The sequence below is a fragment of the Arthrobacter sp. Sr33 genome (genome assembly GCF_054511195.1).
In genome coordinates, this window is record NZ_JBTNDD010000003.1 from 251,170 (window position 1) to 276,940 (window position 25,771).

Here is a 25,771-nt window from a genome sequence, read left to right on the forward strand (position 1 = left end):
GGTTAGACGTCAGCCGTTCGTCCGGAGGCGAAAGCCGACAGCACCCCCGTCTTGGCCAGGGCACGGACCGCCAGCCACGACACCAGGCCAGCGATAATCACGCCCGAGATCGAGGCGAACACCACGTACATCAGTTGCCATTCGAAGGCCCAGAGGGCGTTGTACAGGATGTTCTCGCTGATCGAGAGGGCCAGGCCCGCGCCAAGCCCGGCGAGCAAAGCCACCCCGAGGTTCCACCTGCGGTACAGGAACAAGAGGAAGATGAGCTCGGCCCCGACGCCCTGAATGGCTCCGGAGAGCAACGTGGTCAACCCGAACTGGGTGCCCAGCAGCGCTGAAACCGCTGCAGCCAGCACTTCGCAGTAGATGGCTGCTCCGGGTTTCCTGATGATCAGACCGCCAAGTACCCCCGCGATCAGCCAGCCACCTGTGTAGAGACCGGCCAACGGCGGGAACGCTCCGGTCAAGGCAGCGATGCCCGTGTAGCCGGCCGACCATGCGAAGAACACCACCCCGACGGCGACCGCCACCACCGAGGCAACGACAATGTCGACCACCCGCCATTGATATCGGGCGCGCAGCGTCGACGTGTTTTGAGTTGGTGCAGTTGATGAAGCCATGTGAATTTACCTCCTGAGGTACAGGAGGGGAGGGTATCCGGGCCCATGGCGGGTGCCACCGGCCGGGCACCCTGAGATACTCGACTCCCTTCGCCGGTACTAGCCGGATCAGGTTCGAGGGTCTGCGGTAGGCCGCACTCTCAGCGCCCGTCCATCTGGATGGACGGCGCTCCCCTGTCGTATGTTTAGCAATTTCAACTCTACACCTGAGAGGTTCGTACCCACCACGGTGGCCGGCGGCGGGCTCCCGGCTGTGCTGGTGCGTCTCACCTCAACAGGAAAACGCTAGGCTTGAGAAAAGAGCCACCATCGAAGGAGACACCATGAATCAGCTTATGAAACTGCTGGGCGTAGCACTGAGCCTTGGCGCGGGCATCGCCGGAGCCAAGGTCGTGGATTTCATCTGGCACAAGACCACCGGCAAAGCCTCACCGAAGGACGAGGACGGGCTCGAAAACAGCCTCCGTTCCGCCCTCGCGTTCGCGCTGATCTCCGGTGCCGTGCGCGCCGTCCTGCAGGTCCTCACCAACCGCACCACGCAGCGGGCAGCCAACCGGTTCGCGAAGTCCCGCGACCTGACGTAGGTCCTATTTACGTCTCATCGGGGCGCTCGGTCGGATTCCGGCCGGGCGCCCTCTTGTTGGCGGCGTTCTCCACCACCTCGTCAAGTTCATCCATGCTGAGCAGGTCTCGCCGCAGGTGTTTGGTGCGGTATCCCGCCCGGCCCACCATGTGGGCTGAGACGGGGACGGTGAGGAGCATGAAAATCCAGCACACCAGCAGGACCGGGATCAACACCCAGCTGCGCATCTGTAAGCCCATGGCCAGAAGGAACAGCAGCAGTCCCAGCACCTGAGGTTTGGTTGCCGCGTGCATCCGGGTGAGGAGGTCAGGGAAACGGAGCAGGCCGACGCCGGCAGCAACCGACATCAGTGCCCCTCCGATCATGAGAACGGCTGTCACCACGTCAATGAGAGTCTCGCTCATGCCCTACTTCCTGTCCGTGACGAACCGGGCGACGGTCACGGATCCAATGAATCCGATCACCGAAATCCCGACCAGAAGCACAATATTGTCCAGGTGCCGGTTCACTGCCATGTCCACGGCCAGCGCTCCACCAATGATGGCGAGCAGCACATCGATCGCGAGCACCCGGTCCAGGATCGAGGGGCCTCGCGCAATCCGATACAAAGCGCACAGGGCGGCGAATCCGAGCAACAGTCCCACAATAATTACGGCGCTCGTCATTTCCGGATCCCCTCCTCACGCTCTTCGTTCTCCTGATCGAACCGGACCTCAGTCTGCAGCAGCGCCAGATCATCCCGGGTTCCCATAATCCTGATCAGCCAGGCTTCGGTGGCCCGCACATCGGACCTGATCTTCGCCGCACCCTCCGGCGTCTTCACATTCAGGCAGTGCAGGTACAGCGTGGAGGTAGAGCGGTCCACCTCCACCACCAGCGATCCGGGGATCAGGGAGAGCGCGTGCCCGGTGACGGTCACCAGAAGGTCGGACTGGCTCCGAAGCTGGACTGCCACCACCGCGTTGACAAGCCTCGGGCCCTGCGTGAGCGAGAGCCAAAACACTTCGAAACTCGCCACCACGAGCTTGTACAGGAATCGTCCGATGAACGGGACCGCGTACAACACGTTGAATCGGCCGCTGAGCTCCACCGGCGGCAGGTACAGCAGGTTGGCCACTGCGTAGGCGATCAGGCCGCCAAAAATGAGGTTCCCCGGACTGAAGTCCTGCCACAGTGCGCCCCAGACGATGACCAGCCAGATAATCAGGGGCAGTTCCGTGATGAAGGGGATCTTCTGTCGGCTCATGGCGCGCTCCCTTCGCCCAGGACCGCTTCAATGTAATCGGTCCGCTCCAGCATGTTCTGCGCAGCGTTGTCGCTGATTTCAAACAACGGACCCGCCAGGAGGGTAAGGGTGACTCCCAGACCGACCAGGCCCATGGTGGGACCGACCATGGTGCGGGGTAGCAGGTTCACCGCTTTGCGCCCGGAGAACCGCCCAGTGGTCTCGCTGTTGACGCGCTGCGAGGTGCGAACGGCTGATCCGTCTGCCTTGGTGGCGAGCAGGATGGGATCCGGGTGCAGTGCGTCTTCGGGGCGGCGCCAGAAGGCGCGGTTCCAGACGCGGGCAATCGCCAGCAGGGTCAGGAGGCTGGTGAGCACACTGGCGCCAACCGCCACATAGGCGATGGGTGTGCCCAGTTCGACGCCGGCCTGCAGGATACCCAGCTTGCCGAGGAACCCGGAGAAGGGCGGTATTCCGGCCAGATTCATTGCCGGGATGAAGAACAGTACGCCAAGTAGCGGCGATAGCTTGGCGAGCCCACCAAGGCGATCCATATTGGCGGTCCCACCACGGCGTTCAATCAACCCGGTCACCAGGAACAGGCTGGTCTGCACCGTGATGTGGTGCGCCACGTAGAAGATCGCGGCGCCCAATCCGACGACGGTTGAGATCGCCAGCCCGAAGATCATGAACCCGATGTGGCTGACCAGGGTGAAGGACAACATTCGTTTGATATCCGACTGCGCCAAGGCCCCGAGGATCCCCACCACCATGGTGAGGATTGCCACCACCATCAGCAGGGTGTTGATGCGGTCGCCCGGGAAGAGCAGCGTCTCGGTGCGCACCATTGCGTAGACGCCCACCTTGGTGAGCAGGCCAGCGAACACGGCAGTTACCGGTGCGGGCGCTGTCGGATAGGAGTCAGGCAGCCAGAAGGACAGGGGGAAAACGGCTGCCTTGATTCCGAACGCCACCAAGAGCATCAGGTGCAGCATCATCTGCGTGGCAGGGTCGATCTCCCCGAGCTTCACCGCAAGATCGGCCAGGTTGATGGTTCCCGTTGCGGCATAGATCATGCCGATCGCAATCAGGAAGAGCAGCGACGACACCACGCTGACCACCACGTAGGTCACTCCCGCGCGGATCCGCTGGGTGGTTCCGCCGAGGGTCATCAGCACATAGCTGGCCGTCAGCAGGATTTCAAAGCCCACATACAGGTTGAACAGGTCGCCGGACATGAACGCGTTGGAGACGCCGGCCACCAGGATCAGGTAGGTGGGGTGAAAGATCGAGATGGGGCCGTCTTCATCGCCGTCGGTCATGCCCTGCCCGGTGGCGTAAATCAGCACCGCGAGGCTGATCGCCGTCGAAATAACCAGCATGAGGGCGGAAAACTGGTCGACCACCAGGGTGATGCCGAACGGCGGCATCCACCCACCAATGAACACCGCGGTGGCTCCGTGCTCTGCGGCATTCTGCAGGAGGAACAGTTCGAGGATCAGTGTGATGCTCAGGGTCGAAATGCTGACCGCCCGCTGCGAGCGGGAATGCCGGATCAGGAGGAAGGCAACCGCTGCGCCAAGGAACGGGAGGACCACGGCCAGCGGTGCGAGGCTTGCAATGTTCACCGTGGCTCCTTCGGTTCGGAGGGAAGATCAAGGACGCCCGCGTTTTGAGAGCCGGGTGCTTCCTCGGCTTCCTCCAGCGGGGTGAACTCGGTGGTTTCTTCGGGGACATCGGCGTCGTCTTCAGCGTCGAAGCTGCCCTGACTGGCGACCCTGCGGTCCTCCATATCGTCCTGGACCTCGTCGCGGCGGCCCAGCACCCAGGACCGGTAGATGATGCCCAGCATGAAGGCGGTCACGGCGAAGGAAATCACAATGGCGGTCAGAATCAGGGCTTGGGGCAGCGGATCCGAGTAGGCGTCGGCGGCGATCTCCTCCGAGTACAGGGGGGCGACGCCGGCCCGACCGCCAGCGGAAAGCAACAGGATGTTGGCGCCGTTGGCCAGCAGGATCAGACCCAGCAGGACCCGGGTCAGGCTGCGTTCCAGCAGCAGGTAGATGCCCCCCGCGAAGAGGGCTGCCATGACCACCAGCAGGGTGATGTTGACGCTCATCGAGCTACTCCCTCGCCGGTTTCGGTATGTTCTTGCTGTTGTAGCTTCATCTCGCTCGGGTCGTTCTTCGCCGAGAGGCCCTCGCTGCGTTCATCGATCTCCGAGCCCAGGCTGCGCAGCACGTCGAGCACCAGCCCGACGACCACCAGGTACACACCAATGTCGAAAATGGTCGAGGTGACGAACTTGACGTCGCCGAAGACCGGCAACCAGAACTCCAGGATGGCCGTCTGGAGGATCTGGCCTCCCAGCAGCAGCGGGATCAGCGCGCTCAGGGAGGTGGTCGCCATACCCGCGCCGAGCAGGACCCCCGCGCTCACCGGGCTGGCTTCCGCCAGTTCAAATCGGCCACCCGCCAGATAGCGCACGGTCAGCGCCAGCCCCGCCAACAGTCCACCCGCGAATCCACCGCCCGGCAGGTTGTGACCGGCGAGGAGGAGGTAAATGGAGAAGATAATGATCGAGTGGAAGAGCAGCCGGGTGACGACTTCGAAGATGATCGATCGGCGTTCGGGCGCGAGGGTCCGGCCGGCGACCAGCCACGCGTCCCGGGAGACTGACGAGAACTTCTTCGCCAACTCCAGTGCTGCGGCTTCCCGACCGAACTCGGCAATGGGTTCCTGGCCGCGATCGACGGATCCGGATTTGACGGTCTCTGCCCGCTGGCGGGTATCGCCCCGGCCACGGATGAAGATCAGGCTGGCGATGCCGGTGGCTGCGATGGCCAGTACTGAAATTTCCCCGTACGTGTCCCAGGCCCTGATATCGACCAGGGTGACGTTGACGATGTTCTCTCCACCGCCGCCCTCGTAGGCCAGACCCGGGTACTCCAGTGACACCGGGCTGGCGACCCGTGATGCCATGGATGACATGGCGATTGCCACCATCACCAGGCCGAAGGAAATTCCCAGCACGGCGCGCAGCAACCGGTACCGTCCCGGCTCCCGCTGCCACAGCCGCGCGGGTAGCGAGCGCAGCGCGAGCACAAAAGCCACCAACACAATGGTTTCCACCAGCATCTGGGTCAACGCCAGGTCCGGCGCACCCTGCAGCGCGAAGATGAGGGCCATCCCGTACCCGGTCACCCCGACCATGAGCACTGCCATGAACCGCTTGGTAGCGCGGACCGCAGCCAGAATGCCGATAATGATGACGACGCCGGCCGCCACCTGCGCTGGTGAATCAGCGATATGCCACCGATCCGGGAGCGGTGCATCGTAGAACAGGATCGCCGCCAGGGGGGCGAGGATGGCCATGGTCAGAATGACGAAGAGGTAGAACGCCAGCGAACCGCGCTGGGTGCGGCCGGTGATCCAGACGGCGACGTCGTCGAGCGTGCCGATGGTGTACTTGTAGCCGCGTTCAGCGTCGACCACTGAGGGAACCCTGGACTGGGCTCGCTCGACGTGGGCCCGGAACCAGAACAGCAGAATACCGACGGCGATGGTCACTACGGAGAGCAGCAGCGCGGGAGTGAACCCGTGCCAGAGGGCGAGGTAACTTTCCTCGCCGTCGGCTTCGAAGAGGGTGACGTAGGGCTGGATGATGGAATCCACTGGTGCAGGCCAGAAGCCGAGGACCACGGTGAATACGGTGAGCAGCGCCGGCGCGAAGAGGAAGGATTTCTCCACCTGCGTGAACGGGGTGGCGGCTTTGCCCTTGCAGGCGAACCCGCCCCAGACGAATCGCGCACTGTAGGCGAAGGTCAGGGCAGAACCAACAACGATGCCGACAAGCAGGAGTGTGCCGACGGGGGTGGGATCGATCTCCGCCTGGTGAACGAAGGTCTCGAAGACGGATTCCTTGGCCACGAAGCCCAGCAGCGGTGGGAGTCCCGCCATCGACGCAGCGGCGATCGTGGCGATCACGGCCAGGGCGGGGGCGGTTTTCCTGATTCCCGCGAGTTTGCGGATGTCCCGGGTGCCAGCCTGATGGTCGATGATGCCTACCACCAGGAACAGGGTGGCCTTGAACAGACCGTGGGCCAGGAGGAGGCCCAAACCGGCCAGCGCCCCGCCGGGGCCGCCGAGGCCGACCACCATCGTGAGGAACCCGAGCTGACTCACCGTTCCATACGCGAGAATCAGTTTCAGGTCATGCTGGCGTAGCGCCCGCCAACCGCCCACGAGCATGGTGGCAAGGCCGATTATCAACACCATCGGCAGCCAGGAGGCAGCATCAGCGAACCCCGGCGCGAACCGGGCGACCAGGTAAATACCAGCCTTCACCATCGCCGCGGCGTGCAGGTAGGCGCTCACCGGGGTGGGCGCCGCCATCGCACCGGGTAGCCAGAAGTGGAACGGGACCAACGCGGATTTGGTGAGGGCACCAACGAGGATCAGCCCGATGGCGACGTCGATCACCAGTCCGTTGGACAACAGCGACTCGGACTGCGCCATAATGTCCGAGATCCGGTAAGTCCCGGCGGTCTGGCCCAGCATGATCATGCCGACCAGCATGGTCAGACCGCCGAAGGTGGTAACGATCAGGGCCTGAAGAGCCGCGCGGCGCGCCGCCAGACGATGCCGCGAGTAACCGATCAGCAGGTAGGACAGGACAGTGGTCAGTTCCCAGAAAATGAACAGCAGGATCATGTTGTCGGCGGTGACCAGGCCGAACATGGCCCCAGCGAACGCGAGCAGTTGGGCGCCGAACGGGCCGATGTTCGGTTCGTCCTGCTTGAAGTACCGTGCACAGTAGAACAGGACCAGGGCGCCGATACCCAGGATCAGGATCGACAGTATTGCCGCCAGGGCATCCATCCGGAAAGCCAGCTCAAGGTTGAGACCGGGAATCCACTGGAAGGCTATCGAGGGCGGGGCATTGGGCTGGCCCTCGAGGAGACTCTGCCCCTCGCCCGTGTACTGGTCGAAGGTGATGACCAACCAGACGAAGGCCGCTCCGGGAACCGCCCCGATCACGTAGAAGGCCGAGCGGCCGAGCCGGCGGAAGATCAACGGCGCGACAAAGGCTACCGCGAATAACGCGATGAGCACGATTAGCACGATGATCTCCTGATCTCTCAGATGAGACGGTCAGCTGATAGACAGCGCGGACGGTCAGGGGCTTCGACTTATTCTACCTGTGGAATACAGGCCGTCCCGACGTATTACGCCGTCGGCGACTGTTTCGGGGTTTCCGGAATACCGTGCCTGACCCGCGCGTTTGTGCGATCAACGGAAGATGCTCATGGGTTTGCGGGTATCCGCGGGATAGCATTCACCGTATGAGCGTGGATCCTCCCCAGCCGGTGCCGTCCCATCCAGTTCCAGCTGCCCGGCCGGAGGGTATGACATCGGGCACGACGGCGTCCGGTGCGGGCCGTCTGCTGTCCCGGCCGGTCCTCGCGTGGGCCTCCTGGGACTGGGGATCGGCCGCCTTCAACGCGGTCATGACCACCTTCGTGTTCACCGTGTATCTGACCAGCGACGCGTTTGGTGGGGAGGCCAGGGCCTCGGTGGTGCTGGGCTGGGGTCTCGCCGCTGCCGGGGTGCTCATCGCGCTACTGGCACCGGTGACGGGGCAGCGCTCCGACAGCGGCGGCCGGCGCAAGCTCTGGCTCGGCGTGAACAGCCTCCTCGTGGCAGTCCTGACCGGGCTGTGCTTTTTCGTCTTCCCCCAACCCGAGTTCCTGCTCCTCGGGGTCGCGCTGATTGCACTGGCCAACGTCTTCTTCGAGTTCGCCGGAGTCAACTACAACGCCATGCTGACGCAAATTTCCACCCCGAGCAGCATCGGCCGGATCAGCGGGTTCGGGTGGGCCATGGGCTACGTGGGCGGCATCGTCGCCCTGATCCTGGTGCTCGTGGCCTTCGTGGAGCCGGTGTTCGCCTGGTTCGGCTCCGATACCACCGACAGCCTGAACATCCGGCTGGTCGCAGTGTTCTCGGCGATCTGGTTCCTGGCCTTCGCCCTGCCCGTGATGTTCGTCGTCCCGGAGGTACCGCGCAAGGAGAAAGCAGCCCAACTGGGCTTCTTTGCCTCCTACGGTCTCCTCTTCCGGCGGGTCAAGGCAATCTACCGGACCAGCCCCCACACCATCTTCTTCCTGCTGGCCAGTGCCATTTTCCGTGACGGGCTGGCCGCCGTTTTCACCTTCGGCGGCATCATCGCCGCGGGTACGTTCGGCTTCACCCTGAGCGAGGTGATTGTCTTCGCCATCGCCGGCAACCTGATTGCGGCGGTCGGTGCCATCGGCGGCGGTTTCCTGGACGACAGGACTGGGCCCAAACGGGTCATCATCATCTCGTTGATCGGCCTGCTGGTAGCCGGGTCTGCCGTCCTGGTCCTTGGCCCGGGCACCCACGATGTGTTCGGCTACACCTGGACCGGAGATACGACGTTCTGGGTCTTCGGGCTGATGCTCACCCTTTTCGTCGGCCCGGCGCAGGCCTCATCGCGTGCATATCTTGCGCGTCTGGCTCCGGACGGAGAAGAGGGTGAACTGTTCGGCCTGTACGCCACCACGGGACGAGCCGTCAGCTTCCTCGCACCCGCTCTCTTCGCGGCGTCGATCACCATCTTCGGTGAACAGCGGTTTGGGATTATCGGCATCCTGGTGGTGCTGCTGGTCGGACTGCTGGTGTTGCTCCCGGTGAAGCCGCCCGCGAAGGTGGCTACCGCCGTCGTCCCGTCCTACTGAGGGCCGGCTGGGGCTGGCTGTCAGATGGCGGTGCGGTGGAAGTTCTGGTGGCTGCGAGACGCCGTCGGGCCGCGCTGTCCCTGGTACCGGTTGCCGTAGGGGCCGGAGCCGTACGGGTGTTCGGAGGGGGAGGTGAGCCGGAAGAAGCAGAGCTGGCCAATCTTGGAGCCGGGCCACAGTTTGATGGGCAGGGTGGCCATGTTGGAGAGCTCAAGAGTGACGTGTCCGGAGAACCCCGGGTCGATGAATCCCGCGGTGGAGTGCGTCAGGAGTCCGAGCCGCCCCAGTGAGGACTTGCCCTCCAGCCGTGCCGCGATGTCGTCCGGAAGGGTCACCGTCTCGTAGGTTGACCCAAGGACAAACTCACCCGGGTGCAGGATGAACGGCTCGTCCGGGTCCACCTCCACCAGCCTGGTCAGCTCGGGCTGGTCTTCAGCAGGGTCGATGTGCGCGTACTTGTGGTTGTCGAACAACCGGAAGTAGCGGTCAATCCGGACGTCGACGCTCGAGGGCTGGACCATCGCCTCGTCATAGGGATCCAGCACAATTCGCTGGCGGTCAATTTCGGTTCGAATGTCGCGGTCGGAGATCAGCACGGTTCAAAAATACCGCAGTCCCCGGGGTTAGTGGTTATCGGCCGATCTCGGTGCGCACGGCGTAGAGCTCTGGGAAGAAGGTCAGCTCGAGGGCCTTCTGGAGAAAACCTACGCCTGAGGACCCGCCCGTGCCGCGTTTAAACCCAATGGTTCGTTCGACAGTCTTCAAATGCCGGAACCGCCAGAGCTGGAAATTGTCTTCCAGGTCCACCAGTTCCTCGCAGGCCTCGTAAAGGTCCCAGTTGTCCTCGGCGTTCTCGTACACCGCCTTGTACACCTGGACGAGTTCCGGGTTGAATACGTGGGCGGTGCGGAGGTCCCGCTCCAACAGCTCAGCGGGGATGTTGTGTCCCCGGCGGGAAAGGAACCTGATGAACTCGTCGTAGATACTCGTCTGATCCAGCAGGGTGGCCAGCAGCTCCTGCGCCTCGGGGTCATTCGCGAAAACCTCAAGCATCCCGGCGTTCTTGTTGCCGAGCAGGAACTCGACGGCGCGGTACTGGTAGGACTGGAAGCCGCTGGAAGCACCGAGATCCCCGCGGAACTCGGCATATTCGGAGGGGGTGAGGGTGGCCAGTACCGACCACTGCTCGGTGAGGGAGCGCTGGATGTGCTTGATCCGGGCGATCCCCTTCATCGCCGATCGCAGGTCATCGACCTGCAACTTGGCACGCACCGCACGCAGTTCGTGAAGCACCAGCTTGAGCCAGAGCTCCGACGTCTGGTGCTGGATGATGAACAGCATCTCGTCGTGGTGCTCGGGGCGGCTGACCGGATGCTGCGCTGCGAGAAGCTCCCCCAGGGAAAGATAGGATCCGTAGCTCATCTTCGCGGTGAAATCCTTCTCGATGCCCGCTTCCAGGTCCCTGGTGTTCTTTTCGACGCTCATGGTCTTAGGGTACCTACCGCGGCGAGGCCCAGTGTCCGGCCCGGTGTTTTCGGGACGGTGAGGTTGAGGTAGGCTGAATCTCGTTGTTTTCGCAGGGATTCAGGCCACACTGTCGGCTGGTCTCCATGCGGGCGTAGCTCAATGGTAGAGCGCTAGCTTCCCAAGCTCGATACGCGGGTTCGATTCCCGTCGCCCGCTCCAGTTTTCGGCCCCACGGTGTCAGCCCACCGGCCGTGGAGCGAACATGATCACCGCCACCCCCACCAGGCAGAGCACCGATCCGCCGATATCCCAGCGGTCCGGACGGAATCCGTCAAACACTATGCCCCAGGCCAGGGATCCCGCGACGAATACCCCACCGTAGGCAGCGAGGATCCGGCCGAAGTTCGCGTCCGGCTGCAGGGTGGCGATAAACCCGTAGGCCGCGAGCGCCATCATGCCCAGCCCGGCCCACCACCACGGTTTACCTTCCCTGATGCTTTGCCACACCAGCCAGGCACCGCCGATCTCGGCAACCGCAGCAATGACAAAAAGGACCACAACGAGGACGACAGTCATACTGCATTATTGCCGAGTGGTGGGTGTGGCGGGTTCAGGGGACCCGACCGACCCCGTCACAGCCACCCGCTCGGCGGGCAGTTGGACGGGTGCGGGCTAGACGGCCGCGTGGCTCCTAGCATCGGGGGATTTCGGGACGATCGCCACCAGCCGCCGTCGTTGGCTGGGTGAAACTGTGTAGCGGAAGCGCAGGGTCAGCTGGCCCTTCTGAGCGAGAACGACGGCGAACACGCCGGCTGCCAGCAGCGGCACTCCGCCGGCGATCAACACCGTGGTGTGCGCCCCGATGTTTTCGGCCAACCAGCCGATCATGGGGCCGCCGATCGCCTGGCCGCCGATGAGGACCATCATGTACAACGCCATGACCCGCCCCCGGATGGCGAGGTTGGACGAAATTTGCACCAGCTGATTGGCGCCGGTGATGAACCACAGGCACCCGATCCCAGCGAAGAACATCAGGATCGCGAAGACCGCCTGGTTAGGTGCCACCGATCCAAGAGCCATGAAACCGCCAAACGCGGCCGCGCCGCCAAGCACCCCGCGCAGGCGGAGCGTCGTCCGCCGGGTGGACGCGAGCGCACCGACCAGCGACCCGGTGGCCAGTGCTGTGTTCAGGAAGCCATACCCCTGGGCGCCGGAGTCGAAGACGGTGTCGGCGAATGCAGCCATGAGTACGGGTGTGCTCATGGCAAACACCGAGACGAATGCGCCCATCAGCATGCACCAGAAGATGGCCGGTTTTTTCATCACGTAGCGGGCGCCCTCACGGAGCTGGCCTTTCGACCGGGGCGCCCTGGCCGCGACGCTCAGTTGGTCGGTCCGCAGCAGGGCGAGGGTGGTCACCGTGAAGAGGCAGGCGACGGCGTTCACCGCGAACGCCCACCCGCCGCCGATCGCGGTGATCAGCACACCGCTGACCGCGGGACCCACCATGGCCCCCACCTGGAAGATCGATGAGTTCAGGCTGATCGCGTTACGCAGGTGTACTGGCCCCACCAGGTCGTTGACGAACACCTGGCGTGCGGGGGCGTCCACCACGGTCACCAGCCCCAGGGTAAAGGCGATGACGTAGACATGCCACACTTCGACGACGCCGGTCAGGGCTAGCACCGCCATTGCCGCTGCCATCAGGGCGGCCATGCTTTGCGTGATGATCAACAGGATGCGTTTGGGATAGCGGTCCGCGATGATTCCGCCATACGGGCCGAGGAGGAGGAACGGCGCGAACTGCAGTGCAACGGTGATCCCGACGGCGGTGACCGATCCGGATAGCTCCAGGACCATCCAGTCCTGGGCGATGCGTTGCATCCAGACGGCGATCACTGCGACCAGGTGGGAGATCGCGAATCGGCGGAAGTTGGGGATGCGAAGTGAGATGAACGTGTCACGCCAGGCTGGACGCTGGTTGGTGATCGGCAGGGGCGCGGTCAGGGTGGGGTCTCCGGCCGGGCCGGCGGAGGGTGGTGGGGGTGCCAAGGTGTTTTCCTGTGCTGGAGGGGTGAGATCGCTTTCCACGCTACGCACCGCCTTTCCATGATGAAAGCGTATGGTGGTTATAACTCGTATTCGGAAACGTAATAGGCGGCATCATGTTTGACCCTGCCCAACTGAAAACCTTCCTTGCCGTCGCCGAGACCCTGAGCTTCACCGGCGCTGCGGGCCGGCTCAACCTCAGCCAGCCCACCGTGAGTCAACACATCCGGAAGCTGGAGGAGGCGGCCGGCCGGCTCCTGATCTCCCGGGACACCCGCGAAGTCAGCCTGACCGACAACGGCGACGCGATGGCCGGCTTCGCACGGACCATCCTCGCCGCCCAGGAACAGGCGATGGTCTACTTCTCCGGGTCGGCCATGCGCGGCCGGCTCCGGTTTGGGGTGGCCGACGACCTCGCCATCACCCAGCTGCCACGCATCCTCCGCCACTTCCGGCAGCTCTACCCGCAGATCAACCTTGAGCTCACCGTGACCCAGAGCCCGCTCCTGTTGCGCCGGCTGCGCGCGGGCCAGCTGGACCTCATCTTCATCAAATACATGAGTGGCACCGGCGAGGGCACGCTGGTGCAAAGTGACCAGCTGGTCTGGGCCGGGCACGGGAAAACCACCCTTGAGGACGGCGCTCCCGTGCCGTTGATCGTCTACCAGTCCCCCAGCCTCACCCGCCAGATGGCCATCGATGCGCTGGAGAAGGCTGGCCGAACCTGGCGCATCACCTGCAACACCCGTGAGATCAACGGCGTCCTGGCCGCTGCCCGTGCCGGTATTGGCCTAGCAGTGTTCCCGCAGTCCCTGATCCCGGAGGATCTGGTGCAGGTCAGCAACCGTTTCAACCTTCCACCGGTGGGCGCGGTCGACTTCACCCTGCTCAGCAACCCCCTCGCCAACCAGGAGCTCGTGGCGGCGTTGACCTCCGCGATCATGGGCCGTGCGCTGCGCAAAGCCCCGGACGCCTGAGCCGCCCGGCCTCCGGCGCCCGGCCCGCGAACCCGGCCGCACCTGCAGCGTGCCGAACACCACATAGCCGGGCACTTCGGAACGGCGGTAGTGTTAACGCTGATGAATCGCACAATGTTCAAGTCCAAAATCCACCGCGCCACGGTTACTCACGCTGATCTGCACTACGTGGGTTCCGTCACCGTGGACCTTGACCTCCTTGAGGCCGCCGACATCCTGCCCGGCGAGATGGTCTCCATTGTGGACGTGACCAACGGCGCCCGGCTGGAGACCTACACCATTGCTGGCGAGCGTGGATCGGGCGTGCTCGGTATCAACGGCCCGGCCGCGCACCTGGTCCATCAGGGAGACACGGTCATCCTGATCACCTACGCCCAGCTGACTGATGCGGAGGCACACAGTTACCTCCCCACAGTGGTGCACGTCAATGAGCAGAACCGCATCGTGGACCTGGGAAATGACCCGGCCGAGAGCGTCACCGAGGGGCTTGAACGGCCCCCTCACGCCCTGAACAACTCAGCGCTCCGGTAGCAAACGCTTACGTTCCCGCCCGTCTTTAGTCGTTAAACTTGACCGGATCGCAACCCTTCAATCTGGCGATTTCCGCACTCAGGGCATATGGTCTCAGAGACAAGGTTGCTTCGGTTCGCCTGCTGTACCTCGGGTGAACGGGCTGTCTACAACGATGTGGAGGCGCGGTGGGAATGCCGAACAGGCGAGGAAAAATTCATCCAGTCCGGAGCCGGCCGAAAGCGGCAGCTGTGGCGACACTGGCAATGGGAACGATGCTGCTGACGGGGTGTGGACCGGCGGAAAGCGTGACAACGCTTACCTGGTACATCAACCCCGACGCCGGCGGGCAGGCTGCCATAGCCGCCAGCTGCACCGAAGAGGCCGACGGCGCCTACCGGATTGAAACGTCCCTGTTGCCTACCGATGCAGCAGCCCAACGCGAGCAGTTGGCGCGGCGGCTCGCAGCCGGAGACACTTCAATGGACATCATGAGCATTGACCCGCCGTTCATCCCCGAGCTCGCGGAACCCGGCTTCCTGGCACCCATCCCCGAGGATTCGGTGGACGTCTTCTCCGAAAACGTCCTCGAAGGCGCCCTCACCGGCGCCACGTGGAAAGAAGAACTGGTATCGGTGCCCTTCTGGGCGAACACCCAAATTCTCTGGTACCGCGAATCGGTGGCCGAGGCCGCTGGTCTGGACATGTCCCAGCCGGTGACCTGGGACCAGCTGATCGACGCCGCGGCTGAGCAGGACAAGCTTCTCGGAGTCCAGGGTTCCCCCGCCGAGTCGATGACCGTGTGGATCAACGCGCTGGTGGAATCCGCCGGCGGCCAGATCCTCGAGAACCCCGAAGCTCCCGCCGATGAGCTGGAGCTGGGACTCACCACCGACGCAGGTCGTGAAGCGGCCCGGATCATCAGCGCCATCGGCGCCGAGGGTCTCGGCGGACCTGGCCTGCCTACCTCCACCGAAGGTACGTCGCTCACCCTGTTCCAGGGCGACGACGCGTCCTTCATGGTCAACTACCCGTTCGTCTGGCCAGCCACCCTGGCCGCCGTCGAGGCTGGGTCGGTCGATCAGTCGGTCGTCGACGACATTGGCTGGGCCCTGTACCCAGCCGTCACCGAGGGTGAGGACACCGCGCCGCCGCTGGGCGGGATCAACCTCGGAGTCGGCGCGGCCAGCGACAACCCGGACCTGGCCTACGAAGCGATCGAGTGCATCGTCCAACCGGAGAACCAGACCGAGTACTTCATCACCAACGGCAACCCGCCATCCAACTCTGAGGCGTACGATGATCCGGCGATCGAGGAAGACTTCCCGATGGCAACAACCATCAGGGATTCACTCCAACTCGCCGCTCCCCGCCCCCAGACACCGTTCTACAACGAAATCTCCACCGGACTGCAGCAGGAATGGTCGCCACCCAACGAAGTGGATCCTGACACAACCCCCGAACAGTCGCAGGAGTTCATCACCGCAGTGCTTAGAGGGGAGAGGCTACTGTGAGTAGCTCAACGATCAACAAGCCAGACGCCGGCAACAAGCTGAAGAAGCAGAAGATGCAGCACAGCGACCGGGTCAAAGCCGAGCGGCGGATGGGCTGGTACCTCGCGGGCCCCGCCTTCGTGATGATGCTATTGGTGACGCTTTACCCAATCCTGCAGGCCTTCTTCGAATCCCTGTTCGCCTTCCGACTCACCGCCCCGGACGAGCGTGAGTTCATCTGGTTTGCGAACTACATCACTGTCCTCGGGGACAGCGTCTGGTGGCAGGGCCTTCTGGTGACCGTCCTCATTACGGTGATTACCGTCGCCGTCGAACTGGTGCTCGGGTTCGCCCTGGCACTGGTGATGAGCAAGGCGCTGAAGTCGCTCAAGGGCATCCTCCGGACCGCGATCCTGGTGCCCTACGGCATCATCACCGTGGTGTCCGCCTATGCCTGGTTCTACGCCTTCGACATCAATTCGGGGTACGTGAACGCCTGGTTCAACTGGGTGCCCGGCATCGATTCGGACCTGAACTGGTTCGCCCAGACCGGCACCTCACTGTTCGTCATCATGGCATCCGAAATCTGGAAGACCACCCCGTTCATCTCCCTGCTGCTGCTGGCCGGACTGGCCCAGGTCCCCGATGAGCTCACCGAGGCTGCCAAGGTCGACGGCGCCACCTGGTGGGAGCAGATGCGCAAGGTGGTCATCCCCAACATGAAGGCGGCCATCATGGTCGCGGTCCTCTTCAGGGCCCTCGACGCCTTCCGCATATTCGACAACGTCTTCATCATGACCAACGGCGAGAACAACACGGAAGTGCTATCCCTGCTCGCCTACCGGACGTCGATCAGCCGCCTCGAAATCGGGCTAGGCTCGGCCGTTTCGGTGCTGTTGTTCCTTTGCGTCATATTGATCAGTTTCGCTGCCATCAAGATCTTCAAAGTGGATCTTGCCGGCTCGAGAGGAGAAAAGTAATGAAGAACTCTTCCCGGCGCGAAAAGATCTGGTGGGCCGTCATCTCGGTTCTGGTGCTGCTGTACGCGCTGTTCCCGGTGGCCTCCATCCTGGCAACCTCCTTCAAGTCCCCCAGCGACCTCACCAACGGAAGCTTCCTGCCGTCGCCGGGGGCCGCCACCACGTCGAACTACGAGCAGATCCTCGTCGGCGACGCGCAGGGGCTATTCCTGTCGTCCCTGCGGAACTCCATCGGCATCTCGCTCATCGCCACGGCAATCGCCGTCGTCCTGGCCACCCTGTGTGCCTACGCGATCGCCCGCCTGGATTTCCCCGGGAAAAAGCTCGTGCTCACCACCGCCCTGGCGGTCTCGATCTTCCCGGTGATCTCGATTGTCACCCCGCTGTTCAATCTCTGGCGCAACATCGGCCTGTATGACACCTGGCTCGGGTTGATCATCCCCTACCTGTCCCTGACCCTGCCGATCTCCATCTGGACGCTGGCAGCCTTCTTCCGCCAGATTCCCTGGGAGCTGGAGCAGGCGGCGCAGGTCGACGGCGCCACCACCTGGCAGGCCTTCCGCAAGGCCATCGTCCCGCTGGCGGCACCCGGGGTGTTCACAACGGCGATTATTGCGTTTTTCATCGCGTGGAACGACTTTGTGTACGGCATTTCGCTGACCTCCACCGAAGCAGCGCGGCCGGTTCCGGCGGCGCTGGCATTCTTCACCGGAGCCTCCCAGTTCGAGTCACCCACCGGCGCCATCTCGGCCGCTGCGATCATCGTCACCATCCCGATCGTCCTGCTGGTCCTGCTGTTCCAACGTCAAATCGTTTCCGGCCTGACCTCGGGCGCCGTCAAGGGCTAATGGCGCAGTCCCAGCCGCCTGCGCCAGTCACATAGAAAAGGATCACCAGAAAATGGCTTCAATTACCCTCAACAACCTGGTCAAGAAATACGGCGACGGATTCCCCGCCGTCAATGACATCAGCATCGACATCGCCGACGGCGAGTTCATCATCCTGGTGGGCCCCTCCGGCTGCGGCAAATCCACCCTGCTGCGCATGATCGTGGGCCTGGAGGACATCACCGACGGCGAGCTCCTGATCGACGGCGAGCGCGTCAACGATAAGGCACCCCGGGACCGCAACCTGGCCATGGTGTTCCAGAACTACGCCTTGTACCCGCACCTCACGGTGTATGAGAACATCGCCTTCCCGCTGCGGCTCGCGAAAGGCAAGCACAGCGAGGAACAGGTGAACAAGCTTGTCACCGAGGCGGCAGCCACCCTTGAACTGACCGACCACCTGCAGCGGAAGCCTGCCAACCTTTCCGGTGGCCAGCGCCAGCGGGTTGCCATGGGCCGGGCCATTGTGCGCCAGGCTGATGCGTTCCTCTTCGACGAGCCGCTGTCCAACCTGGACGCGAAACTGCGCGGCCAGATGCGCTCCGAGATCTCCCAGATGCAGCGCCGGCTCGGAGTGACCAGCGTGTACGTTACCCACGACCAGACCGAGGCTATGACCCTGGGCGACCGGGTGGCAGTCCTGAAGATGGGCGAACTGCAGCAGATCGCCTCCCCACGGGAACTCTACGAGCAGCCCCGGAACCTTTTCGTTGCAGGCTTCATCGGCTCTCCATCGATGAACTTCATCCCCGCGACCATTGAGAACGGCAAACTGCAAACCATCCTCGGCGACCTCGACGTCCCCGCCGAGAAGCTGGCCAAGGTTGAAGGCAAGAAGGTGGTGCTGGTGGGCGTCCGGCCGGAGTTCTTTGAGGACGCGAAACTGGTCGAGGAGTCCAAGCTGCCCCACGGCTCGATCTTCACCGCCACGCTCACCCATACCGAGTGGCTCGGCAACGAACAGTACGGTTACATCAACTTCAACCCGGACCCCGAAATGCGCGAGCTCCTGAACAATCTGGCCCGCGAAATGGATGCCGACGAACTCCGCCCGCAGATCGTTGTCACCCTCGACGCTGCCAGCCGGATCCGTGGCGGACGCGAAGCCGAAATCTGGCTGGACACCCGGAAGCTGCACCTGTTTGATCCTGAGTCCGGGGAGAACCTCACCCGCGACGCCGAGGCGGGCGCAGCGCTGACTGCTGAAGCCGGTCAGGAGCGTGCCGAGGAGATCGCCACGGCCAAGGAAGCGGACCGCGTCAACGGCCACGGAACCCCGGATTCGGGCAGCGGCACCACCGACAACGGTCAGGGTGGCGGCAAACACGCCGCGGCGAACTGACCATTGGTGGAGCGTGACGGTTCGGAGCTGATTGCCGGGATCTCCTCCGGATATACCTTCGAGGGGCCCTCGATCCATCTCGGTGCCGCAGTGCTGGATGGCAAGGTGTACCCCGAAGCGGCGGTGCGTCTTCCGCTGGCGATGATGAACCGTCACGGGCTCGTCGCAGGGGCAACCGGCACGGGAAAAACCATCACGCTGCAGGTCATGGCTGAGCAGCTCAGCGCCCAGGGTGTCCCGGTGTTCCTGGCGGACATCAAAGGGGACCTGACCGGTCTCTCCACCCCGGGACCCGGCGGTGAGAAGCTGCTGGCCCGCACCCTGAGCGTGGGCCAGCAGTGGTCCGCCAGGAGTTTCCCGGTCGAGTACTTCTCCCTGGGCGGACATGGTGCCGGTGTTCCCATTCGCGCAACCATCTCCGAGTTTGGGCCGCTGCTGCTCTCCCGGGTGATGGACTTGAATGAGACCCAGGAGTCCAGCCTCACCCTGATTTTCCACTACGCTGACCTGGCCGGGCTGGAACTATTGAACCTCGCCGATCTTCGGGCAGTGATTTCGTTCCTCACCTCCGACGAGGGCAAAACCGCTTTGAAGGACCTCGGTGGCTTGTCGAAGGCCACCGCGGGGGTGATCCTGCGGGAGCTGATCACCCTTGAAGCGCAGGACATGGCCAGATTCTTTGGGGAACCCGAATTCGACACCGCCGACCTGCTCCGACAGGCCCCGGACGGCAGGGGAATGATCAGCTGCCTCGAACTGCCCACCCTCCTGCAAACACCCCAACTCTTTTCCACCTTCCTGATGTGGCTGGTAGCCGATCTTTTCGCCGACCTGCCCGAGGTGGGAGATCAAGACAAACCCAAGCTGGTGTTTTTCCTCGACGAGGCGCATCTGCTCTTCGACGACGCGTCCAAGGAATTTCTGCGGTCCATCCAGACGTCAGTCCGCCTGATCCGGTCCAAGGGTGTCGGCATCTTCTTCGTCACCCAGACGCCCAGGGATGTTCCAGCGGACGTCCTCGGGCAATTGGCCAACCGTGTTCAGCACGCGTTGCGCGCCTTCACCCCCGAGGACGCCAAGGCTTTGAAAGCCACGGTGTCCACCTTCCCCACCAGTGACTACGATCTGGCTGAGGTTCTCACCTCAGCAGGGACGGGTGAGGCGGTGGTGACCGTCATGAACGATCGGGGCGCGCCCACCCCCGTCGCCTGGACCCGAATGACCTCCCCCGAATCGACGATGGGCCCCTCAGCGCCTGCTGTCGTGGAGGAGATCGTCCGGGCCTCACCGCTCCGCACCCACTACGAAACGGCGATCGACAGTCATTCGGCCTTCGAAAAGCTCACCACTCCCGCTCCGCCCAGCGCGACTCCGGCCCGGGCCGAACCAGCTGCTGATGACGAGGCCCGCCGGATTGAAGAGTCAATTACGGGGCACCGGGGCACCCCGCCACCGTCCTCCGGTCCGGCTGGGACACCCCCACCCCTCGGCGTTCCCACGCCGGCACCCCGGCAGCAAGACGGTGAACTGATGGAGTTCGCGGTCAAGGCGGCAGGCGCCATCGGGGCGGAGCTCGCCCGGGGTTTATTCGGCACACAGCGGAGGCGCAGTCGTCGTCGTTGGTAACCGGGCACCACTCAACGGGTAACGTAATAGCGTGCAAACGTCTTCTGTGATCAAAGTCCTAGCAGCCTGGCTGCTCGGTCTGATGGTCGTGGTTGCGGCCGCGATTGCCACAGTGGTGGTGGTCAATACGCACATTTTCAACCCCGAGGAACAGGTCCACGACTACCTCGAAGCACTCTCGGACGGCGACGGCGAACGCGCCCTGGGGCTCCTCAACGCGTCGGTGCCCGAGGCCAACGCGGCTATGCTCAACGGTGCTCCGCTGCAGCAGTCGATGGCAGCTGTTGAGGGCGTGGCGGTCGGTGAGGCGGTGGAGGTCGGTGACGGCCGGGTGGAGGTCACCATCACCTACACGGTCCGCGGTGCAGCACACTCGTCAACGTTTTCCCTGGAGCGCACCGGTACGGAGTGGCTGTTCTTCAACACCTGGGAGTTTGTTCCGTCGGTGCTGCCCACCCTCGAACTGTCGGTGATCAACCAGGTCGAGGCCACCCTCAATGGGACCAGGGTAGGCATGCCCGAGGGCAGAAACCAGTTCGCCGTGTTTTACCCCGGGGACTTTGAAGCCCACTACACGAGCGAGTACTTCGCTGCGCCGGCCCAAACCGTTGCCGTCACCGACCGCTCGGGCGGCCAACGAATAGCGCTCGCTACCGCGGCCACCGATGCGCTGGTGGAGGCGGTGGACGGCCAGATCCGGCGCTTCCTGGATGAATGCGCGGCGCAGACCGTGTTCCAGCCCGCCAATTGCCCCTTCAACTTCCAGACCGAGAACCGGGTAGCTGGGGACATCCGCTGGTCCATCACGGAATACCCGACGGTCTCCATCGAGCCGTTCAACGGCAGCTGGGTGATGGCGCCGCTCTCAGGCAACGCCGAACTGTCCACCTCGCTGCAGGACCTCTTCACCGGCTCGATCGAACCGGTGACGGTCCCCCGCGAGTTCGGCTTCACCGCCCGCCTGTCAGTGGGCGACGACGAAATCGCCGTCACCCCGGTGGTCCAGTACTAGTCGAGGCCCCGCAGGTCCAGGGTCAACCCGGTTTCGCCGTCGTCGCTGATCCGCACCGGGATACCCCAATCCTGCTGGTAGAGGTGGCATGCTGCATGATCGGGGATCTCGCCGCCCGGCTCCCCGTCACAGGCCGCCGCGCGGGCGGTGATGTGCAGGACGCCCTCGCTGACGGCGTCGGACAGCACCAGTTCGCGGGTCAGACCCACCGACGTTCCGCCACCGGACACCAGTAGTTCCTCGGGTGAGGAGGAGATCTTCAGCTGGGTGGGGTCACCCCACCGGTCGTCGAGTTTCTGTCCCTTGGGCGCGGAGAACCGGATCGTAAGCGCATGCGATCCGGCGACGACGGGGGTCTGCGGTCGTTGCGTCTGGGACGCGCCTTCATCGACGGCGAGCGCTTCCTTGGGGATCGGCACCCGGACCAGCTGGTGGCGGTTGGCTTCCACCACAATGAGGAGCGGCTCGCTGCCCGACGCGGTGGGGGTCAGGTCCACCAGAACGTCGCAGGGCTCCGAAAGACCGCGGGCCAGGGTTGAGACCTGCCCCGTGGCTGGATCGTACCGGCGCACCGCGCCGTTGTAGGTGTCGGCGATGGCCACCGACCCATCGGGAAGGGCGGTAATGCCCAGCGGGTGCTGCAGGCGTGCCTGGTCCGCGGCGCCGTCCCTGAAACCGAAATCAAACAACCCGGTCCCGATGGCGGTCCGCACCTGGGTGCGGCGGTGGCCGTTGAACTCGGGGAAGGAAAGGGTCCGTACTGCCGACGTTTCCGAGTCGGCGACCCAGAGGTTGCCGCTGGCATCCTCGGCCAGGCCCGAGGACTGGGCGAACCAGGCCTCGGATCCGTCCCCGTCGAGCAGGCCCTCCAGTCCGGTGCCCGCGAGGATGTCGACGGATCCGGTGACTGGATCGAACGTAAACAGCTGATGGGTGCCAGCCATGGCAATCACCACGCGTTCCAGCACGGTTGACCACAGCACGTCCCACGGCGAGGACAGCGAGACCTCCAGCGGCCGGGTGCCCAGGTGGGTGTCGGTCAGGCGAGGGGTGGCGTCCTCCGGGGATTCGACGTCGTACCCGCTCGGCTGGTCGAAGTTCTCCTGCAGCTCGGCGGGGCGTGCCTTCACGTGGTTGCCGGCGTCCAGCAGCCGCTGCACGCCGTTGCCCGCGATGGTGGTGACCGCGCCGTCGGCGAGGGCCACGCCACGGAGCAGGTGGTTCACGGAGTCGGCGACGACGACGTCGTACCCGACCTGCCGGGCAACCTGCTGGGGCAGGACCGCGAGGCCCTGCGGCTCGTTGAACTGGGCCCCGGCGGCGGTGCCGTCGGCAGCGCCCTTCTCCCCCGAGCCGATGGTGCGGCGGACGGTGACCAGGTCGGCGTCGAGCTCCACCAGCCGGTGGTGGCCGGTGTCGCCGATCAGGAGCGAACCGTTGGCGAGGGGGACGGCTTTGCCCGGGAACCGGAGGTCGCCGGCGGTGCTTTCAGCAGGAACGTAGGGTCCGTCGCCGCGGTGCAGCGTGCCCTTCGCGGAGTGTTCCTCCACCAGCTCCTGGACGAGGGACTCCAGCCCGGCAGCGTGACCCTCACCGGAGAGGTGCGCCACAATGTACCCCTCGGGGTCGACGACGACGAGGGTGGGCCAGGCACGGGCGGTGTAGGCCTGCCAGGTGGTCAGCTCCGGGTCGTCCAGCACCGGGTGCTGGATGTCGTAGCGTTCCACCGCGGCGGCCAGGGCGTCCGGGTCCGCTTCATGTTCGAACTTGGGTGAGTGGACTCCCACTGTGACAACCACGTCGCTGAACTTCTGCTCCAGGGGCCGTAGCTCGTCCAGGACGTGCAGGCAGTTGATGCAGCAGAAGGTCCAGAAGTCGAGGATGACGATCTTCCCGCGCAGATCTTCGAGGGTGAGCTGCCGCCCGCCGGTGTTGAGCCAGTTGCGGCCCACCAGTTCGGAGGCACGCACCCGGTAATCGGTGCGGATCGAGGTCTCAGTCATTCACGCTCTCCTGGTTGGTCAGGCTTCTGGGATGATGCTGGCTTTCCGGGTCCCGGTGTGCCTGGACCGCGGCGGTTGTCGCGTTCCGCCAGCGAAGCGAACATGTTGTTGTAAGCGGTGAGATCGGCGTCGTTATTCCTGTCCGCCGCACGATCGGTCCGTTTGGACTCCCGGGCGTCGTCGCGCGACCACATGATGGCGACGCCGATCGCCATCAGCAGGGTGGGAATCTCGCCGATCCCCCAGGTCAGGGCGCCGCCGAGTTGCTGGTCCTCCAGCGCCGAGGGGCCCCAGTCCCGGCCCATGTTGCCGAACCAGGAAGCCTGGAGCAGTGACGTCGACCCCATCAGCGCGACACCGAAGAAGGCGTGGAAGGCCATGGTGGCGAAGAGGAGCAGGATCCGCAGCGGATACGGTGCGCGGCGTGGCACCGGATCGGAGCCCAGCATCGAGAGGACGAAAATGTACCCGGTGATCAGGAAGTGCACGTACATCAGTTCGTGGCCCACATGTTCCCGCATCGCGAAGCCGAACAGCGGTGAATAGTAGAAGATCACGATGGATCCGGCGAAGTTGGCTGCGGCGAACAGCGGGTGGGTCACCAGCACGGAGAAGCGCGAGTGCACCAGCACCAGGATCCACTCGCGGATCCCCCGGGACCCGTCGCCGCGAGGGGTCAGCGCCTTGAGCGCCAGCGTTACCGGCGCGCCGAGGACCAGGAAGAGCGGAACCACCATGGTCAGGGCCATGTGGCCCACCATGTGTGTACTGAACAACACCATGCCGTAGACGGCTGGAGCGCCCGAGGTGATGTAGGTCAGCAGCGTCAGCCCGACCAGCCAGCAGGCAAGCCGCAGGAGCGGCCATTTGTCGCCGCGTTTGCGGACCTTCACCACGCCCCGCACGTAAGCCACCCCGACGACCGCCACGAAGGCCACCCAGAGCCAGTCGAAGCGCCATTCGGTGAACCAGCGTTCAAACGTCAGCTCGGGCGGCAGGTCATACCCGGAGAGGATCCGCGCCGGCGAGGCGTCGGGGGCGATCTCCTCGCTGACTGGCGGGGCCGTCCGGGACAGGGCAACAGCAACACCCGAGACTGCGCCCATGATCAGCAGTTCCACGGCGATCAGCTGCCACAGCACCCGCCGGGCGGAGAGCTGGCCGCCCGTGAGCGACCCGCTGCCCGTTCCGAGCTGGGGAATGATCCACTGCCGGTGCATGAGGCCGATCCCGCCGAGCAGCAGGGTGGCAACCGTCTTGAAGGTGACCAGCAGGCCCCACTCCGAGCCGAGCTGGCCCAGATCGTTGATGCGGAGGCTGGCGTTGATCACACCGGACAGCACCACCAGGATGAAGGCGAAACCTGCGAGGGAGGAAAAGCGGCGCAGCACGCTGGAGGTCAGGACGCCCAGCCGCCCGCTGATCACCGCCAGCACAATGATGCCGCCGATCCACAGGCAGACTCCCACCAGGTGCAGGGCGATCGAGTTGATGGCGGCGTAGTGGTCGTCGCCGCTGGCTGAGTGGCCGATCAGGGCCATCGGCATCAGGCCGAGGAGCGATAGGACACCGGTCAGTGCCAGCCAGCCGCTGGATCGGGCCCCGAAGGTCATGGTGGCGACGACGGCGGCGATCAGGACGGTGGACAGCCAGGCACGGCCGGTGTCGAAGTCGGTGAGGTAGGAGGCCAGCCCCTCCGTGTAGCCGGGGTCGCTGCTCAGCGGCAGGCCGGCGGCGTCGGAGTAGGTGAACAGCAGCACACCGACGGCGGCGAGGGTCCACGATACTGCGGCGACGGAGGCGAGGGTCATGACCGCGCTGAAGGCGGGGTGTTCGTCGCCCGGGGTGCCGGCGCTGCTGGTGCGCGCATTACTGGTGCGGCGGTGGGTCGATCCGACCCGGCGCGGGAGGATCATGACGGCGAAGACCAGCGAGCCGATGACGGCGGCAACCGAAATGTTGTTCAACGCCTTGGCGACCGGCAATCCCCAGCGGGTCAGGGCACCCGGGTCGCCCAGCTGACGCGGACCGGCAGCCCCCGAGAACAGCAGGGCGAGGATGAGTGCGACCACGACGGCGGCACCGCCGGCAATCAGCCAGCCAACCTTCACCCCTGGGGTCTGTATGCCCGGGCGGTCGGTCGGCCGGGGCGCCTTGGTTGTAGTAGCCACATCTACCATTGTCTACCCTGCGTAGAACGGGTAACAATTCGGTGACTCACGCCCGAAGTTGAAGT

The 25,771-nt window shown here is 64.3% G+C and carries 23 protein-coding genes, 1 tRNA gene and 1 riboswitch; of the genes, 11 read left to right on the top strand and 13 right to left on the bottom strand.

Annotated features, from left to right (window positions below; all coding sequences use genetic code 11):
* Positions 1-2 precede the first annotated feature (2 nt).
* Positions 3-620, bottom strand: coding sequence for an ECF transporter S component (locus tag ACX80T_RS06275; protein WP_024477112.1), 618 nt, complete (start codon positions 618-620; stop codon positions 3-5).
* 68 nt (positions 621-688) lie between these two features.
* Positions 689-806, bottom strand: a riboswitch (TPP riboswitch).
* Between the two features lie 137 nt (positions 807-943).
* Between ACX80T_RS06275 and ACX80T_RS06280 the strand changes: the two genes are divergently transcribed.
* Positions 944-1,204: a DUF4235 domain-containing protein gene (locus ACX80T_RS06280; RefSeq protein ID WP_024477113.1), complete on the top strand. Its 261-nt coding sequence runs from the start codon at positions 944-946 to the stop codon at positions 1,202-1,204.
* A 7-nt stretch (positions 1,205-1,211) separates the two neighbouring features.
* Here ACX80T_RS06280 and mnhG read toward each other — a convergent pair whose 3' ends face one another.
* The 6 genes from mnhG to ACX80T_RS06310 are packed head-to-tail and all read right to left on the bottom strand — an operon-like array spanning position 1,212 to position 7,552.
* Positions 1,212-1,607, bottom strand: coding sequence for a monovalent cation/H(+) antiporter subunit G (gene mnhG, locus ACX80T_RS06285; RefSeq protein WP_024477114.1), 396 nt, complete (start codon positions 1,605-1,607; stop codon positions 1,212-1,214).
* A gap of 3 nt (positions 1,608-1,610) precedes the next feature.
* On the bottom strand, positions 1,611-1,868 hold the full coding sequence (locus tag ACX80T_RS06290; protein WP_019481757.1) for a monovalent cation/H+ antiporter complex subunit F: 258 nt from the start codon (positions 1,866-1,868) through the stop codon (positions 1,611-1,613).
* The gene (locus ACX80T_RS06295; RefSeq protein WP_024477115.1) at positions 1,865-2,449 is read right to left on the bottom strand and encodes a Na+/H+ antiporter subunit E; all 585 of its coding nucleotides are present in this window, start codon (positions 2,447-2,449) and stop codon (positions 1,865-1,867) included. The genes ACX80T_RS06290 and ACX80T_RS06295 overlap by 4 nt, the downstream gene beginning before the upstream one ends.
* Positions 2,446-4,056, bottom strand: coding sequence for a Na+/H+ antiporter subunit D (locus ACX80T_RS06300; protein ID WP_019481755.1), 1,611 nt, complete (start codon positions 4,054-4,056; stop codon positions 2,446-2,448). Before ACX80T_RS06300 ends, ACX80T_RS06295 begins: the two co-directional genes overlap by 4 nt.
* The gene (locus tag ACX80T_RS06305; protein WP_019481754.1) at positions 4,053-4,547 is read right to left on the bottom strand and encodes a Na(+)/H(+) antiporter subunit C; all 495 of its coding nucleotides are present in this window, start codon (positions 4,545-4,547) and stop codon (positions 4,053-4,055) included. Before ACX80T_RS06305 ends, ACX80T_RS06300 begins: the two co-directional genes overlap by 4 nt.
* Complete coding sequence (locus ACX80T_RS06310) at positions 4,544-7,552, bottom strand: Na+/H+ antiporter subunit A (RefSeq protein ID WP_459304000.1); 3,009 nt, start codon at positions 7,550-7,552, stop codon at positions 4,544-4,546. The genes ACX80T_RS06305 and ACX80T_RS06310 overlap by 4 nt, the downstream gene beginning before the upstream one ends.
* A 221-nt stretch (positions 7,553-7,773) precedes the next feature.
* On the opposite strand from ACX80T_RS06310, the gene ACX80T_RS06315 reads away from it, so the two are divergent.
* Complete coding sequence (locus ACX80T_RS06315) at positions 7,774-9,189, top strand: MFS transporter (RefSeq protein WP_459304001.1); 1,416 nt, start codon at positions 7,774-7,776, stop codon at positions 9,187-9,189.
* 20 nt (positions 9,190-9,209) lie between these two features.
* On the opposite strand, the gene dcd is transcribed toward ACX80T_RS06315, so the two are convergent.
* Entirely contained in the window at positions 9,210-9,785 is a 576-nt protein-coding gene (gene dcd, locus ACX80T_RS06320; protein WP_019481751.1) for a dCTP deaminase, read from the bottom strand.
* Positions 9,786-9,819: 34 nt separating this feature from the next.
* Positions 9,820-10,674, bottom strand: coding sequence for a tryptophan 2,3-dioxygenase (kynA, locus tag ACX80T_RS06325; protein WP_019481750.1), 855 nt, complete (start codon positions 10,672-10,674; stop codon positions 9,820-9,822).
* A gap of 127 nt (positions 10,675-10,801) precedes the next feature.
* Here kynA and ACX80T_RS06330 point away from each other — a divergent pair.
* A tRNA-Gly gene (locus ACX80T_RS06330) sits at positions 10,802-10,875 on the top strand.
* Positions 10,876-10,893: 18 nt separating this feature from the next.
* Here the strand turns inward: ACX80T_RS06330 and ACX80T_RS06335 are convergent.
* A complete protein-coding gene (locus tag ACX80T_RS06335) occupies positions 10,894-11,232 on the bottom strand; it encodes a YnfA family protein (protein ID WP_019481749.1) in 339 nt (112 codons plus the stop codon).
* A gap of 96 nt (positions 11,233-11,328) precedes the next feature.
* On the bottom strand, positions 11,329-12,708 hold the full coding sequence (locus ACX80T_RS06340) for an MFS transporter (protein ID WP_459304039.1): 1,380 nt from the start codon (positions 12,706-12,708) through the stop codon (positions 11,329-11,331).
* 113 nt (positions 12,709-12,821) lie between these two features.
* On the opposite strand from ACX80T_RS06340, the gene ACX80T_RS06345 reads away from it, so the two are divergent.
* The 8 genes from ACX80T_RS06345 (at position 12,822) to ACX80T_RS06380 (ending at position 21,532) form a co-directional block, all read left to right on the top strand.
* Entirely contained in the window at positions 12,822-13,682 is an 861-nt protein-coding gene (locus ACX80T_RS06345) for a LysR substrate-binding domain-containing protein (protein WP_019481747.1), read from the top strand.
* 102 nt (positions 13,683-13,784) lie between these two features.
* Positions 13,785-14,213, top strand: coding sequence for an aspartate 1-decarboxylase (panD, locus tag ACX80T_RS06350; protein WP_459304002.1), 429 nt, complete (start codon positions 13,785-13,787; stop codon positions 14,211-14,213).
* A 245-nt stretch (positions 14,214-14,458) separates the two neighbouring features.
* Complete coding sequence (locus ACX80T_RS06355) at positions 14,459-15,706, top strand: extracellular solute-binding protein (RefSeq protein WP_459304040.1); 1,248 nt, start codon at positions 14,459-14,461, stop codon at positions 15,704-15,706.
* Positions 15,707-15,759: 53 nt separating this feature from the next.
* Positions 15,760-16,665 (top strand): carbohydrate ABC transporter permease, encoded by a 906-nt coding sequence (locus tag ACX80T_RS06360; RefSeq protein ID WP_459304041.1) that lies wholly within the window; start codon positions 15,760-15,762, stop codon positions 16,663-16,665.
* Positions 16,665-17,513, top strand: a complete 849-nt coding sequence (locus ACX80T_RS06365; protein WP_459304003.1) for a carbohydrate ABC transporter permease — start codon at positions 16,665-16,667, stop codon at positions 17,511-17,513. Before ACX80T_RS06360 ends, ACX80T_RS06365 begins: the two co-directional genes overlap by 1 nt.
* Before the next feature lie 52 nt (positions 17,514-17,565).
* A complete protein-coding gene (locus tag ACX80T_RS06370) occupies positions 17,566-18,894 on the top strand; it encodes an ABC transporter ATP-binding protein (RefSeq protein WP_459304004.1) in 1,329 nt (442 codons plus the stop codon).
* Between the two features lie 6 nt (positions 18,895-18,900).
* Positions 18,901-20,520, top strand: coding sequence for a helicase HerA-like domain-containing protein (locus tag ACX80T_RS06375; protein WP_459304005.1), 1,620 nt, complete (start codon positions 18,901-18,903; stop codon positions 20,518-20,520).
* 31 nt (positions 20,521-20,551) lie between these two features.
* A complete protein-coding gene (locus ACX80T_RS06380) occupies positions 20,552-21,532 on the top strand; it encodes a hypothetical protein (protein ID WP_459304006.1) in 981 nt (326 codons plus the stop codon).
* On the opposite strand, the gene ACX80T_RS06385 is transcribed toward ACX80T_RS06380, so the two are convergent.
* Together ACX80T_RS06385 and ACX80T_RS06390 are read right to left on the bottom strand one after the other, a co-directional pair.
* Complete coding sequence (locus ACX80T_RS06385) at positions 21,529-23,535, bottom strand: NHL domain-containing thioredoxin family protein (protein ID WP_116778438.1); 2,007 nt, start codon at positions 23,533-23,535, stop codon at positions 21,529-21,531. The genes ACX80T_RS06380 and ACX80T_RS06385 overlap by 4 nt on opposite strands.
* Positions 23,532-25,715 carry a cytochrome c oxidase assembly protein gene (locus tag ACX80T_RS06390; RefSeq protein WP_459304007.1) on the bottom strand — a complete coding sequence of 728 codons (2,184 nt, stop codon included), beginning with the start codon at positions 25,713-25,715 and terminating at the stop codon, positions 23,532-23,534. Before ACX80T_RS06390 ends, ACX80T_RS06385 begins: the two co-directional genes overlap by 4 nt.
* Positions 25,716-25,771 lie beyond the last annotated feature (56 nt).

What these genes read in the sequence shown, in the direction of transcription:
- ACX80T_RS06335 (WP_019481749.1), bottom strand. Translation starts at nt 11,232, where the DNA reads ATGACTGTCGTCCTCGTTGTGGTCCTTTTTGTCATTGCTGCGGTTGCC.
- panD (WP_459304002.1), top strand. Translation starts at nt 13,785, where the DNA reads ATGAATCGCACAATGTTCAAGTCCAAAATCCACCGCGCCACGGTTACT.
- ACX80T_RS06345 (WP_019481747.1), top strand. Translation starts at nt 12,822, where the DNA reads ATGTTTGACCCTGCCCAACTGAAAACCTTCCTTGCCGTCGCCGAGACC.
- ACX80T_RS06290 (WP_019481757.1), bottom strand. Translation starts at nt 1,868, where the DNA reads ATGACGAGCGCCGTAATTATTGTGGGACTGTTGCTCGGATTCGCCGCC.
- ACX80T_RS06275 (WP_024477112.1), bottom strand. Translation starts at nt 620, where the DNA reads ATGGCTTCATCAACTGCACCAACTCAAAACACGTCGACGCTGCGCGCC.
- ACX80T_RS06305 (WP_019481754.1), bottom strand. Translation starts at nt 4,547, where the DNA reads ATGAGCGTCAACATCACCCTGCTGGTGGTCATGGCAGCCCTCTTCGCG.
- ACX80T_RS06390 (WP_459304007.1), bottom strand. Translation starts at nt 25,715, where the DNA reads ATGGTAGATGTGGCTACTACAACCAAGGCGCCCCGGCCGACCGACCGC.
- ACX80T_RS06315 (WP_459304001.1), top strand. Translation starts at nt 7,774, where the DNA reads ATGAGCGTGGATCCTCCCCAGCCGGTGCCGTCCCATCCAGTTCCAGCT.
- ACX80T_RS06355 (WP_459304040.1), top strand. Translation starts at nt 14,459, where the DNA reads ATGGGAACGATGCTGCTGACGGGGTGTGGACCGGCGGAAAGCGTGACA.
- ACX80T_RS06295 (WP_024477115.1), bottom strand. Translation starts at nt 2,449, where the DNA reads ATGAGCCGACAGAAGATCCCCTTCATCACGGAACTGCCCCTGATTATC.
- ACX80T_RS06385 (WP_116778438.1), bottom strand. Translation starts at nt 23,535, where the DNA reads ATGACTGAGACCTCGATCCGCACCGATTACCGGGTGCGTGCCTCCGAA.
- ACX80T_RS06280 (WP_024477113.1), top strand. Translation starts at nt 944, where the DNA reads ATGAATCAGCTTATGAAACTGCTGGGCGTAGCACTGAGCCTTGGCGCG.
- ACX80T_RS06360 (WP_459304041.1), top strand. Translation starts at nt 15,760, where the DNA reads ATGCAGCACAGCGACCGGGTCAAAGCCGAGCGGCGGATGGGCTGGTAC.
- ACX80T_RS06365 (WP_459304003.1), top strand. Translation starts at nt 16,665, where the DNA reads ATGAAGAACTCTTCCCGGCGCGAAAAGATCTGGTGGGCCGTCATCTCG.
- ACX80T_RS06370 (WP_459304004.1), top strand. Translation starts at nt 17,566, where the DNA reads ATGGCTTCAATTACCCTCAACAACCTGGTCAAGAAATACGGCGACGGA.
- mnhG (WP_024477114.1), bottom strand. Translation starts at nt 1,607, where the DNA reads ATGAGCGAGACTCTCATTGACGTGGTGACAGCCGTTCTCATGATCGGA.
- kynA (WP_019481750.1), bottom strand. Translation starts at nt 10,674, where the DNA reads ATGAGCGTCGAAAAGAACACCAGGGACCTGGAAGCGGGCATCGAGAAG.